This window comes from Kitasatospora sp. Root107, from assembly GCF_001424875.1.
In the GTDB taxonomy this organism is placed as follows: domain Bacteria; phylum Actinomycetota; class Actinomycetes; order Streptomycetales; family Streptomycetaceae; genus Kitasatospora.
The window spans coordinates 10971-23267 of the sequence record NZ_LMCT01000042.1; the positions used below are offsets into that span (position 1 = coordinate 10971).

Sequence of the window (12297 nt, forward strand, 5' to 3'; positions counted from 1 at the left end):
GTGCGACCGGCGGACGAAGGTTGTCCGCCGGTCGCACGGTGAAGGCGTCTGCCGGGTCGGTCAGAGACCGATCGTCGGCCGGAATAGCACCGGCGGGATCCAGGGCCGGAACACCTTGAGGTTGTAGCTGATCGCCACGTCGTCGATCAGGAAGGGCAGTTTGTTGGCGGCGTCCTCGACGGCCATGAACGAGATGTTCACCTGCTGCTCAGAGGAGGAGTAGAAGGCGTCGGGGAGGGTCAGGGTGACCTTCTCGTACGCGCCGCTCGAGTCCTTGTTGGTGCGGCTGGTCAGGAGGTACGGGGTGCCGTCCTGAGCCGTGGCCTCGACGGTCAGCTCGCGGTAGCCCATGGTGGCGGGGGTCTGCGGGTCGATGCGCAGGAAGAAGGTGAGGACCGGCACCCGGAGGGCGGGGACGGTCACCTGCTGGGAGATGCGGTCCACGCCGGCGAAGCCGCGGCCGCCCAACTCTGCCTTCCAGTAGCCCGAGTGGGCCGGGTAGGCAGAGTAGCTGTTGATCAACTGGACGCCGCCGAACGGTGTCGAGAACTGGTTCCAGCTCGCGCTGCCGGCCTCGAAATCGGCGTTGGCGAAGCCGCTGGGGGCAGCCTGCGCCGTGGGCGCGGCCAGCATTCCGATGGCCGCTGCGGCGCTGACGGCGCAAACAGCAAGGCGCGCTCTTCGGAATCGGGGTCTCATGTGTCTCCTGTTGCGGTGGTTCCCTCGCCCGTCGCCGGCGGGGCCGGGAGGCGTTTCGGCCTCCGGGAGGCGACGGGAGAGCCGGCTGTATTCGTCCGGCTGTTCGGAGAGAACGTACCGTCAGCTGCCGACAGTGCGACGCGCGGGGGAGTCGTTGGTAGTCACGGCGCCATTCTGGCGAGGGGCGGCACCCGCGCACTAGGTATGTCGATATCAAGTATCTTGACGTCGAGATTAATGTGAGTCAGGCTGCTCCCCGTACCAACAGCAGCGACGGGGGCAGGACCATGCGCGACGGACGAGGCGGCGGACTGGTGGCGCAGCTGCGCCGGCCGCCGGGTGGGCGGGACGGGCGGATCATGCTGCTCGCCCAGTTCCTGGACCGGCTCGGGACGGGGGTGTGGGCGGCGGCCTCGGTGCTGTACTTCACCTTCGTCAGCCGCCTCGACGTCGGGCAGGTCGGGCTGCTGCTCGGCGTCGCGGCGGTGGCGGGCATCGCGGGCTCCCCGGTCGCCGGACAGCTCGCCGAGCGATACCAGGCCCGCACCCTGCTGATGTGGTGTCACCTGCTCCGGCTCGGCACCATGCTCCTGCTGCTGGTCTGCCGTGACTTCGCCGCACTGCTCGCGGTGATGGCCGTGACCTGCCTGGCCGAGCGGGGTGCCAAGACCCTGGAGATCCTGTTCGCCGCCCGCGCCACCGACGGACAGCGCGCGACCTACCGGGCGCTCGCCCGCACCGCCATGAACGCCGGGTATGCCGTCGGCGCCGGGATCGCGGCGATCGGCCWGGCCGTCGGGACGGCGCCGGCCTACCGGGCCCTGGTGGTACTGGTCCGGCGCACCCGTGAGCACCGGGCCGCCGCGGAGCCCGCGCGGGACGTGCCGTCGGACGCCGAGGCCGGGCCCGTGCGCGGCCCGAGTCCGTGGCGGGACCGGGGCTACCTGCGCTTCGTCCTGCTCGACATCCCGATGAGCCTGGACGACTCCGTGCTCAGCGTCGGCCTGCCGCTCTGGCTGATCACCCGCACCGATGCCCCGCCCGCCCTGGCCCCGGCGTTCCTGGTGCTCAACACCGTCCTCGTGGTGCTGCTCCAACTCCGCATCTCCGCCTGGGCCGAGGGGCCGCGCCGGGCCGCCGCCGCAGTCACCCTGAACGGCCTGGCGATGCTGGCCGGCTGCGCGCTGCTGGCCTTCGGCACCGGCGGTGGGGCATGGAGCGCCTCGATCGTCCTGCTGCTCGCCGCGTTCCTGGTCTCCGGCGCCGAGCTGATGCGCTCGGTCAGCTCCTGGGAGCTGGCGGTCTCGCTCGCCCCCGAACGCTCCCGTGCCTCCTACCTCGGGGTGGCCGGCATGGCCCAGTCCGTACAGAAGTCGCTCGGCCCGCTGCTGCTCACCGGGGCCGTCATGGCCACCGGCCCGCTCGGCTGGTTCGCTCTCGGCTCCGGCATCGCCGGGCTCTCGGTGCTCCAACGGCGCGGCTGCGAGCGGCGGTTGGCGGCACTGCGGCAGCCTCAGGACGGTGTCGCCGGCCCCGTGCCCCGGAGCGATCCGGCCCGCAGTGCCTCGCCCGTGCGGTAGAGCTCGATGAGCAGCGGGCGCAGTGCGCGGCCGGCGTCGCTGAGGGCGTAGCGGGTGTGCACGGGGAAGCCGGGGAGACGTGGGCGGTCGACCAGACCGCGCTCGCAGAGATCGTGCAGCCCCTCAGTGAGCACCTTGGGGCTGAACCGGGAGGCGTTCCCGCAGGGTGCCGAAGGAGTGCTCGGTGACCTCAACGACGAGCCCAAGGCCGCCACCACCGCCTACGCCGAGTCCGAAGACCACGTCGGCGGCTTCCTCACCGAATCGTGCAAGATCGACGAAGGGATGCGCGCCGAACAGGCCCAGCTCTTCGGCGCCTGCACCCGCTGGTGCGGCTTCGAAGGAGCCAACCCGGTATCCGGCCGAGCCTTCGCCGCACGGGTACGTGAAACCCTGGGTATGACCTCCCCCAAAGCGATGGTCCTGTCCAACTCCCGCAAGTACTACCCAGGCATCGGCCTCATCACCGACGACACCGAGGAGCCGACCCCGTGAGCGCGCTGATCGACCCGGCCGAGCTCGCCCACGAGACCGACCTGATCTGGCTCGAGGGCACCACCACCCTCGACTACGTCCGCCAATCGCTGGACCGCCTCACCACCCGCCGCGGCCGCCCCGCCTACCACCACTACGGCCGCATGGTCGGCTACGCCATCCTGGGTCCCGACGCCAAGGCCTCCCGTGCCTCCGGCACCTTCCGGCGCCGCGTCTTTTGGCTCCTGCCCCACGACCGGGACGAACAGCCCGACGGCCTCTACGCCACCGGCGCCCCCTCCGAGGCCATCGACCCCCGCACCGTCGCACCTGGAGTCAAGGGCTACAAGACCGAACGCACCGAAGGCGGACCGGCCTCGCCCGCCATGCTCGAGCTGGGAACAACTCTCCCCAAGTGCTAGTGGGTATGCCCCGCCCGGCCCGGGCTCGTACCGGCTACGGGCGGCGGGTGATCGTGACGATCTCCCGGCTGTCGGCGGTCAGCGGCCCCCGGCGCCAGTCGCCGTAGCGGTCCTCGACGACGAGACCTGCGGCGTCGAGGAAGATGTCCAGGGTCGCGGCGTCGAGGAAGCGCAGGCTGCTCCGGTCCGTCCGCAGGACCGTGCCCGCTTCCCCCGTGGTCTCGGTGAAGGTGACCACGTCGCCGGTCACGGACTCGATCCGGTGCTCCACCCAGAGGGTGCGGCCGGTGGGGTCGGTGACCTCGGAGCCGTTCGCCGGGTTCCAGCTCTCCCAGGCGCGGGCCTGGGGGTGGCGGGTCTCGAAGACGAAGCGGCCGCCTGGGCGCAGCGCGGTCCGGACGGCCGCCAGCGAGGCAGTCAACTCCTCGTCGGTGACCAGGCATTGGAAGGCATGGCCGGTCATGGTGGCGAGTTCGAACTCGCCGTGCCAGGCCGCTTTCGCCGCCGTCCCCTCGACCCATTCGACGTCCGCGCGGCGCCGGGCCCGGTCCAGCGAGGCGCGGTCCGGGTCGATCCCGGCCAGCCGTCCGGTGTGGCCGCACTCGCGGGCCCGGTGGAGCATCTGGCCGGTCCCGCAGCCGACGTCCAGCACCGAACCGGCGGCCGCCACCAGGCCGTCGTAGAAGGCGTCTCCCGGCCAGAGGTCCGGGTCCCAGGGGTTCAGCTGGTCGTAGAGCGCGGCCGCGTCGGCATCGGAGAACATCGCGCCAGTATCACCACAGCAGCGTCGCCGTCCAAGCGAATTACCGTATGCCACAAGGCCATTGACACCTGTCAGCAGTCACGCTTTTCCCCACGATCTACATGATCAGCGTCACGCAATCCCAGTCCCACGCCCTGGCTCGGCGCGTTGCCACCATCACCATGCCTTGGGCCGAGAGTGGTCGCCGCCCTCGATCTCCTCGGGCCAATTGATGGCACCGCAGTCCGTCCGTCGCAGAATCCCGGGGTCCGGCGGGTACTCCTCGTTCGGCGGCCCTGACCAGTAGGCCCGTCGAGTGCGGGGAATGGGCACCTCCACCAGCCTGCCGTCGTGGAGCATCCACAGACCGAAGCAGTCGTCCTCCTCGTCGTGGATCAGCACCTGCACGCTCTCCGGCTTGGGCCACGGCAGTGACTCCAGATACTTCAGCAGCCCAGATCGCGGCCGCACATGATCGAACTCGACGAACCACCCGTAGATGCTCCCCCCGAGTGGGGCGAAAGTGCCCCGCCAGGTGCGCTCGGGGTCCCGCCGCGTCAGCGGCTCCATGACTTCCTCTGCCCAGAGTGCCAGCACGATGACCTCGGCGTTTCTGCTCATGCTGGAGTATCGCCGCTTGCCATGGCCCCGCAGCAACTGGTTTCCGCCGCTGGTCAAACATCGAAGCGGGACACCTCAGCGAACCCACCTCCTCCACGGTGATCGCCGGGGCACGACCTACTTGATCGGCGGTTTGTCGGCCGGGCGCAGCAGTGGGCCAAGGGCGTCGTGAGCGACGCCAACGCAGAGGCCGCCCGGGTCCGCAGCGAGGCGGAGCGTGACCTGGCGGCGCTCATCGACCAACGCGACTTGATCGACAGGCAGGTGACCAACGTCCGCAAGAAGCTGACCACCCTGACCGATGAGGCCACCGAGAGAGCCCGGGCGCTCGATGAGTCCTCGCCCGTTCCGGTTCAGCAAATGATGCCGTCACCCCCCGACAGCGCAGCCGGGACGGGTGCGTCGGAACAGACGGCTCGGTGGTGGCGCCGCAAGTAGCCCGGAATGCCCTCGGCGGGGCCGACTCGTCGGTCCGACCGATCCCGTAGGCCCCGCTGCTGCCACTAGGTTGAGCCCATGTGCGTCTCGACGAACCGAGCAGAGTTCTCCGGCACCACGCTTTACACCGGGCGGCGGCGCCACCCGCAGCACGGGGTGATCCATGTCCTGGGCTACCAAAACACGGCGGTGAATCTCTCCGACGGAGCCAACGCGATGCTGCTCCACCTGCCCGGCCGCTCCATGAGCCCCGAGAACTTCCTCTCCGCAGGCGGCTGCGCCGACATCCTGTCCCGCATGGTGGACGCGGTCCGCCCGCCCGGGCAGCTTCGGGGCAGGACGCGGTTGGTGAGCACCCCGCGCTCGGTCCAGGTGTTCGACCACGACATCTACACGGTGCTGCTCGCCGAGGACGCGACGCAGATCCCAGCCGCACTGGCCCAGGTGCCCGCGCGCAAACGCCCCGGCATTGATCCCGAGCTGCTGCGGTTCTACGCCGACCACTACCCCGAGCACACCATCGTGCTCTGCTGCTTCGACAACGCCGAGGCGAAGAAGGCCAGTCCGCTGTTGCTTTGGTACCGGCCCTTGGACCCGGACGTGCTCACCGTCCCGGCCCTGGACTGCCACACGGGTGGCGTGCCGACGACGGACACCCCTGTCGTGGTCGACCACTGGGTGGTTTTCGGCTCCGACGAAGCCCCAGCCGGCTGGGGCACGCCCGTGAACTACCCCGCCAGCATGCCCAGGCAGCTCTACGACTTCCTTCCCGGCACCGTCGTGGGCAGGTACTTCGGCTACGAGCCGCTGCCCAATGGCGACTTCGCCATCACGCACGAGGACCTCCTGACCGGCAGCCTCGACCGGATCCACCGGCTGCAACCGGCCCGCTGAGCACCCTGGGGTTGTCGTCCGGGCCCTGCTCTGCCTCGCCTGTCTGGGGGGCCGGGGCTGTTCGGGTCCGTGTAGCGGCGTGACCTCTCGGCGTTTCGGGCGCCCGGATCGGGTTTTGGTAGACCAATCCGGTCGGGGCCGCCTGGGGCTCTGCGGGGTGCTCCGGTTTCGGTGACGGTGGGTGTCGCCGGTCCGGCTGGCCGGGGCTGACGGGGGCTCGCCGGGTGGTCCGGGGCTGGGGCTGTTCCGGGGTGCTCTCTCGAATTGACGGCCCGTCGGAAATGCTGTCCGTTTCCGTTCCGGTTTTCCTCTCGGATTCGGCTGGAATTTCCGCCGGTTGGGGCTGTTTCGGCGGGTCGTGAATTCATGCGGGGAGTCCGCCGGGGGATCTGGCGGGGGTGCGGTGCGGGTTCCTGGCGTTCCGGGGCCGGGCGGGGAAATCCGTTCGGCACGCGTCACCGGCGGCGCTAGCCTCGGCGGTCATGGGAGCACGAGCGCTGTACGTGGTGGTCGAGGGCGGCGCCTGGCAGCGGTACTACTCGCACTGGGGTGCCGGCCGGGTGGTGCACGACTTGATCCCCGGTCCGGTCGCGGCGACCCGCTCCTTCCGCTCCCACCGCGAGACGCAGGAGTGGCTCGACGACATCTGGTGCGAAGGAGCCGCCCTCGTCGACCACGACCACCGGACCCTGCTCTGGTTCACCGACGCGGACACCTGGGCCGACCACCTCGCAGCGCTCGCCGTGCTGGCCGCGACCTGGCCCGGCTGGGACATCCGCTTCGCCTACGACGGCGTCGCCGATCTGACCCACCACCTCGGCCTCGGCAGGGACTTGACCCGCCCGCCCGGCCAGCCCGAGACCTCCGGGCCTTCCTGGTACGCCGACCCGGAGGAGACCCAGCCTCGGACAGTTCTGTCCCTGCGCCTGCCCGACGGAAGCGTTCGCGCGTGGAACGGCGCATGCGCCCCCGTCGAACACCTCACCGGCGGATCCGGTCTGGTCGACTTGCTCGCCGCATCACCGCCCACCCCGGCCCCCACCGAGATGCCGTATGGCGGCCTCCACGTCGACCCGCAGACCCGCACCGTCTCACTCTGGACCGTGGAGACCGTGACGGGCCTCCACAGCTGGCCCCTGCCGGGCTGGGAGGACTGGGCCCTGGACTTCCAGGGCCATGACCACACCGGGCAGGCAGAGTTGCTCCCTGCCGACTTCCCGCTCCCGCAACCCCCGCTCACGGCCGCACTGCTACGGCTGAGCAGCCGCCTCCAACCACCCGACGGCACCGCGCTCCTGCACCGGGCGACCGCTGAGCCCGGCCCTGAGGGCAGCACCGCCGTGGTGAACCCCGCAGCACTGGTGCCGCACGATCCGACCGACCCCACCCCGGCCGAACTGGCCGCGCTGCGCACGGCCTTCGATGCACTCCTCGCGGGAGCGGAGACTGGTTGACCCGCGCTCCGCAGACGCCCCGCCTGGCCCTGGCCCCGCCAGCCGTCCGCCTTGCCCGCCCCGCTGGCAGCCCGCCGGTCCCGGCCTGCTGCTGGCCGTTGCCTGGTCCGGTGCGGCCGCTGGTACAAACGCTGTCCATGGTCTACTACGCCGATCTCAGCCGCTACTCGTATCTGACCGACGATGAGGATCGGGTGATCGAGGTGGTTGACATCCCCGACGGGTGCATCCACTTCGTTCCTGGCTCCCCCCGTCTCAACGTGGGATGGCTGGGGGATTCCTGCCGACCCGGCCCGGTGGACGCGGCCCTGGTGGCGGCCCTGCGCGAGATAGCCGCGCACCAGAGGATCAACGTGACCCGCGGGTACCACCACTGCGAGATCGGTGTGTGCCCCGACCTGCTGTCGCTGGAGAACTTCTACAGCGGGACGGAGGAGACCCGCGGGGACCGGGAGATCCGGGTACCCGGCGAGCACGGTGTCGTCTTCGCCGCCCCCGCACTGATCGCCCACTACGTCGAGGCGCACGGCTACCGGCCGCCGGCCGCCTTCGCCGCCGCCACGAAGGCATTTGTTGCCCACGGCGGCCACATCGGGGAACCGTCCTGGGTGCCCCCGGACGCGGACCGGGACTACTAGGCCGTGTTTTAGAAGGCGTCGAAGGTGCGTCTGGCTGGCCGTCCTGGAAAGCTGCGGGCGGCCAACCAGAGGATGAGGTCGCGGGCGATCGTGCCGATGCTGGTCTCGGTGACCACGTCGTGTTCGTGGCGGCTGGCGTCACGGCGGACGATCTCGTATCCGCCCTCGTCGAGGACGGCCACCGAGACGTACCAGACCGGGTCGTCCTCGTCGGGCTGGATGACGACGAACGCGTTGTCGGTGTCGTTGAGGTCGTCGACCAGCATGAAGATGGCGTCCTCGGACGGGTCGTCGATGTGGTCGCCGTTCTCGCTGTCGGCGCAGTAGTAGTCAGCGGCCACCGGTCTCCCCCTTTGTGCGATGCCCCGCTCCGGGCTCGCGGCCAGCATGGCACGCGAGCCCGACACGCCGCGTCTCACAGCCACTGGTTGATCGCGGCGACGAGGACGGCCGCCTCGAAGCGGACGGCGAGCTTGTCGAACCGGGTGGCCACCGCCCGGTGCTGCTTCAGCCGGTTGATGCCGCACTCGACGGCGTGGCGGGCCTTGTAGTCCTCGCGGTCGAAGCGGGGCGGACGTCCACCGCTCGCGCCGCGCCGCTTGCGGTTGCGGATCTGGTCGGCCGGCTCCGGGATGGTGCACCGGATGCCGCGTCTGCGCAGGTAGGCGCGGTTGGCTTTGGACGAGTACGCCTTGTCGCCCCTCACCCGAAGCGGGCGGGTGCGGGGTTGGCCCGGGCCGGGCCGGGCCACACGTATCGCGTCGAGCACCGCCTCGAACTGCGGCGAGTCCCCGCACTGACCGGCCGTGACGAGCAGGGACAGCGGCTTCTGGCGTTGCTCGCACGCCAGATGAATCTTGGTCGTGAAGCCGCCCCGCGACCGGCCCAGCCCATGGTCCGCAGGTTCGTCGCCGATGCCGCCCGGCGGCTCCTTCTGGGCGGCACCGTCCCGTCGGGCCCCCGCGGCATGCTGGTGGGCCCGGCAGATCGTGGAGTCGACGTTCACCTCCCAGACGATCATCCCCCCTGACGCTGCCAGCGGCGGAACAGTCCGTAGATCGTCTGCCAGGGACCGTACTCCGGCGGAACGTCCCGCCACGGAGCGCCCGTCCGCACCCGCCACCGAACCCCGTCGACCAGCCTGCGACGCGACCTCGCCGGACGTCCCACCCCGGCCACCGGTAACAACGGCTCCAGCACAGCCCACTGATCATCCGACAGATCCCCACGCCCCATCCGATGAGCCTGGCATCACGCCAGATGACCTTCCAAAACACGCCCTAGTCGAAGCAGAGTTCGCCGAGGGCAACCCCGACCGGGCCGCCGATGCGGCGCGCAGCATGCTCGCACTCAACCCGCACGACCACGACGCGCTGTGGGCGTTGGCCCGCTGCCACGTCGCCTGCGGCCTGATCGAGGACGCCTGGAACGTTCTGACCCAGCAGGAAACACCCATCGAACCCCGCACCGAACACGAGGCCCTGCTCTGGGTGAAGCTGGGGGCGAGGTATTCCGACGACGCGAACTTCGCGGGCCAGGCGTTGGCGTTGATGCAGCGTTGGCCCGATGACGAGGCACTTCTCGGCGGCTTCATCACCGCTCTGCACGTGAGCGCTGCCGACAGCCACGAGCGCTGGCCCGAGGAGTACGGCAGCCAGCTCAGGCAGGCCACCGAGCACTACCTGGAACGGTTCCCCGATAGTTCCCAGTTCCGGGCCGTCCGGCTGGGCCCCGATGATGATCCGCTGGCCAACGTCGCCGACGAGCTGCGGCAGGCGTTCGAGAACACCAGAGAGGTCCGGGACAAGGTCGCCAGCGGCGACCTTCCCCTGGGCATCGTGACGTGGGCGGCGGGTCGTACCTACACCGAGGCTAGCCTGCGCCGCGCCGCCGGCTTCGTGTATGCCCGCGATGCCATGACCGATGCCGCAGGAGCCGAAGCAGTGTCTACGGCTCAGAGCGTACGCACCGTCATCGATCCGACCGTCGCGCACACCTTGGCGCTGCTGGACCCCGGGCACGCCGAGCATCTGATCGGCTGCCTTGACGGGGTTGTCACCACCGATCAGCTGTTCCAAGACGCGCTGCAGGCCAAGGAGTCACTGGCTCTGCAGTCGGACCTCACGATTGTCTGGGATGCCGGAAGGCAACGCTCGGGAGTCCTCGCCGAGGAAACGGGTGAGCTGGAGCGACTTCGCTCCAGGGCAGTCCGCGTGCTGGAGCTTCTCAGGTCCACCGCTCGGGTCCCCCATCCGGAGCTGCGGAGCTTTCCGCTTCCCGAGCCGCAAGGCGGGGAGTGGCTCACTGCCCTTGACCATGCGAAGGAACACGGGCTGGTTCTGTGGACTGACGACCGTGTATTGCGCTCCCTTGCACGTGCAGAGGGCGTTCTTGGGTTCGGAACCCTCGACCTGCTGGACTCCATGGCCACAACGGGCCAGCTCGGTACTCACGAGGTCCTGCTCGCCAAGGCCGATCTCCTGCGCTGCTACTTCGTCGACATCAGCTTCTCCCACGACCTCTACGCTGCGGCGGCTCTCGCGGACGGTTGGCGCGCCCTGGCCGTCGCGGACGCCTTGTCCCGCCCGCAGGCGTGGACCCAGCCGCAGCCGGTGGCATCATTCGTTCTCGGCTGCATTGCCAACATCAGTGAGCAGTACCCACAGGACATCGCTCGATGGCTGGCGATGGCATCCACCGGTCTGGCATCGGCATCGATGCCTGGTGCCGTCAACCAGAACCTCAAGACGCTGGTCTGGCAGGCCCTGACACAACCATGGGTCACTGCTTCTTCGCTTCCGTTCGTCCTGGCCGGGCTTCGCAGTGGCATCGCTGTCCGCGACGACGCCGGGAGGCCGCTGGAAGGCGCGCTCTCCCAGTTCTATGCCGCACTGGTCGCCAAGTTCGGCCACGCGTTGGCAGCCAGCCGACTCATGAGGCCGTTCGAACTTGCTCCCGATGTTGAGAAGGCCGTTGCCGCCCGTGTCGTATTGACGCATCGCGGGAGTTGAGCGCTCCAGCTGTCGGCGTACTCGCGCCGGCGCATCTGCTCCGGGCCGGCGTCCGGGGTGTGCAGGACGCGCAGCTGCTCGGCGGTGGCCATCCGGAACTGGTACAGCGCGGCGATCTCGGGCGGCAGCGCCATCACGGGCTCCTCGAAGGTCGGTGCCCGCCGCCCTGGTGGCAGCGGGCACCGCATGGAAGCCCGCGGCTCTCAGCGGTTTTCTCACCAGCAGAGGCCCCTGCGGTCACGATCCGACAACAGGCGCACTAACCGGCCCGACAACGGGTGGTGAGAACCCGTTGTCGTGTGCCAGCGAACCTGGACCGCGTGCCACCGAAAGGTGGACCGACGGCAGTTTGTGACAGTGAGGATGGACCGCCGCAGGTCAGTCGTCCTGTCGTAGGAGCGAGAGTCGCCGTTGGGCCTCGCCACGAACCCCTGGATCTGCGTCCGACGTCAGTGCCTGGAGCTGCCGGATGAGTTCGGCGATGCCGTTGCCGGTCATCCAGCGCGGGTCACCGTCAAGCTCCGCGCCGAGCTGGTCATCGGTTCCCTGGTCGGTCGCGGTGGCTCGGGCGGCGAGCACGGCACGTAGCCCGGGTAGGTCCCCACGTGCCAGCAGGGCTACGGCCGTCTCCGAGGTCACTGCGGTGTCTTGAACGTCGAGCAAGAGGCGGTGAAGGACATCCGCGACGGCCCCGATTCGAGGTGCTGCCGCCAGCCGTCGCCCTGCAGCGGCCCTGACGCTCCATGAGGGAGAGTCCGCAGCGGCAAGCGAACCCATCAGCTCTCGATCTTGGAAACCGTTCATGTCACCAGCGTGCCAGGAGACGTTCCGGCTGCGATGGTCCGCCTTCACTGTCACAAACCGCCGTCGGTCCACCTTCGGTGGCATACGGTCCAGGATCCCTGGCACAGAACACCCGGGCACCAACCGGCGGCCGACCCTCCCGTCCGCTGCGCCCGGAATCCGGGCAAAGCCGCAGGCCAGGGCGGATGGTGAGTGGACGCCAAGGTGGAACTCACCACCCCGACAACCCTTCCTTCCTTCTTCTTTGTCCTTGTAGTTGTGGTGGCAGTTGTCGTTGGTCGGTTGGGTTGGCCCTGCCGGGGGCTTTCTTCTTCCGGCGTCCGGCTGGGGCCGGCCGCGCGTGGTGGGGAGGGGCGCGGCGCGCGGCGGCCCAGAAGGGCCGCCAGAGGAGACGGGTGCACGGGCGCCCGTGTTGGTGGGCTGGCCTGCTGGCGGGCCGCTGGAGCAACCATCCGACTGTGCTGAGCCATGGCAGGGCGGCAGGCCCGCTGTGGCTCATCGACGGGAACCCCGACGTGTC

14 protein-coding genes and 1 pseudogene are annotated in these 12297 nt (G+C 69.7%); 8 read left to right on the forward strand and 7 right to left on the reverse strand.

All coding sequences use genetic code 11. The features are described 5' to 3' along the window. Nucleotides 1–60: 60 nt before the first annotated feature. A complete protein-coding gene (locus ASC99_RS28415; protein WP_057237361.1) occupies nucleotides 61–633 on the reverse strand; it encodes a hypothetical protein in 573 nt (190 codons plus the stop codon). A gap of 353 nt (nucleotides 634–986) precedes the next feature. Between ASC99_RS28415 and ASC99_RS28420 the strand changes: the two genes are divergently transcribed. Next, nucleotides 987–2279, forward strand: coding sequence for an MFS transporter (locus ASC99_RS28420; RefSeq protein ID WP_063857222.1), 1293 nt, complete (start codon nucleotides 987–989; stop codon nucleotides 2277–2279). Here the strand turns inward: ASC99_RS28420 and ASC99_RS37900 are convergent. Continuing rightward, entirely contained in the window at nucleotides 2213–2497 is a 285-nt protein-coding gene (locus ASC99_RS37900) for a winged helix-turn-helix transcriptional regulator (protein ID WP_369825195.1), read from the reverse strand. The two genes, ASC99_RS28420 and ASC99_RS37900, sit on opposite strands and share 67 nt — an antisense overlap. On the opposite strand from ASC99_RS37900, the gene ASC99_RS28425 reads away from it, so the two are divergent. Beyond that, on the forward strand, nucleotides 2406–2774 hold the full coding sequence (locus ASC99_RS28425) for a hypothetical protein (protein ID WP_057237364.1): 369 nt from the start codon (nucleotides 2406–2408) through the stop codon (nucleotides 2772–2774). The genes ASC99_RS37900 and ASC99_RS28425 overlap by 92 nt on opposite strands. After that, a complete protein-coding gene (locus tag ASC99_RS28430) occupies nucleotides 2771–3175 on the forward strand; it encodes a DUF6009 family protein (RefSeq protein ID WP_057237366.1) in 405 nt (134 codons plus the stop codon). Before ASC99_RS28425 ends, ASC99_RS28430 begins: the two co-directional genes overlap by 4 nt. Before the next feature lie 34 nt (nucleotides 3176–3209). Here the strand turns inward: ASC99_RS28430 and ASC99_RS28435 are convergent, their stop codons facing one another. After that, on the reverse strand, nucleotides 3210–3938 hold the full coding sequence (locus ASC99_RS28435) for a bifunctional 2-polyprenyl-6-hydroxyphenol methylase/3-demethylubiquinol 3-O-methyltransferase UbiG (protein ID WP_057237368.1): 729 nt from the start codon (nucleotides 3936–3938) through the stop codon (nucleotides 3210–3212). A 156-nt stretch (nucleotides 3939–4094) separates the two neighbouring features. After that, nucleotides 4095–4538 carry a hypothetical protein gene (locus tag ASC99_RS28440; protein ID WP_057237400.1) on the reverse strand — a complete coding sequence of 148 codons (444 nt, stop codon included), beginning with the start codon at nucleotides 4536–4538 and terminating at the stop codon, nucleotides 4095–4097. Nucleotides 4539–4706: 168 nt separating this feature from the next. Between ASC99_RS28440 and ASC99_RS28445 the strand changes: the two genes are divergently transcribed. The 4 genes from ASC99_RS28445 to ASC99_RS28460 all read left to right on the forward strand — a co-directional run bounded on the left by ASC99_RS28445 (nucleotide 4707) and on the right by ASC99_RS28460 (nucleotide 7962). Further along, complete coding sequence (locus tag ASC99_RS28445) at nucleotides 4707–4976, forward strand: hypothetical protein (RefSeq protein ID WP_057237370.1); 270 nt, start codon at nucleotides 4707–4709, stop codon at nucleotides 4974–4976. 78 nt (nucleotides 4977–5054) lie between these two features. Then, on the forward strand, nucleotides 5055–5870 hold the full coding sequence (locus tag ASC99_RS28450) for a hypothetical protein (protein ID WP_057237373.1): 816 nt from the start codon (nucleotides 5055–5057) through the stop codon (nucleotides 5868–5870). Nucleotides 5871–6352: 482 nt separating this feature from the next. Continuing rightward, nucleotides 6353–7324 (forward strand): hypothetical protein, encoded by a 972-nt coding sequence (locus ASC99_RS28455; RefSeq protein WP_157531807.1) that lies wholly within the window; start codon nucleotides 6353–6355, stop codon nucleotides 7322–7324. A 137-nt stretch (nucleotides 7325–7461) separates the two neighbouring features. Then, nucleotides 7462–7962: a hypothetical protein gene (locus tag ASC99_RS28460; protein WP_057237381.1), complete on the forward strand. Its 501-nt coding sequence runs from the start codon at nucleotides 7462–7464 to the stop codon at nucleotides 7960–7962. 8 nt (nucleotides 7963–7970) lie between these two features. Here the strand turns inward: ASC99_RS28460 and ASC99_RS28465 are convergent, their stop codons facing one another. Then, nucleotides 7971–8303, reverse strand: a complete 333-nt coding sequence (locus ASC99_RS28465; RefSeq protein ID WP_057237383.1) for a hypothetical protein — start codon at nucleotides 8301–8303, stop codon at nucleotides 7971–7973. A gap of 74 nt (nucleotides 8304–8377) precedes the next feature. Next, nucleotides 8378–9198 (reverse strand): annotated as a pseudogene (locus tag ASC99_RS28470) (IS5 family transposase). A gap of 14 nt (nucleotides 9199–9212) precedes the next feature. Here ASC99_RS28470 and ASC99_RS28475 point away from each other — a divergent pair. Beyond that, the gene (locus ASC99_RS28475; RefSeq protein ID WP_255359288.1) at nucleotides 9213–10973 is read left to right on the forward strand and encodes a tetratricopeptide repeat protein; all 1761 of its coding nucleotides are present in this window, start codon (nucleotides 9213–9215) and stop codon (nucleotides 10971–10973) included. A 378-nt stretch (nucleotides 10974–11351) separates the two neighbouring features. On the opposite strand, the gene ASC99_RS39055 is transcribed toward ASC99_RS28475, so the two are convergent. Beyond that, the gene (locus ASC99_RS39055) at nucleotides 11352–11552 is read right to left on the reverse strand and encodes a hypothetical protein (protein ID WP_157531808.1); all 201 of its coding nucleotides are present in this window, start codon (nucleotides 11550–11552) and stop codon (nucleotides 11352–11354) included. Nucleotides 11553–12297: the final 745 nt, after the last annotated feature.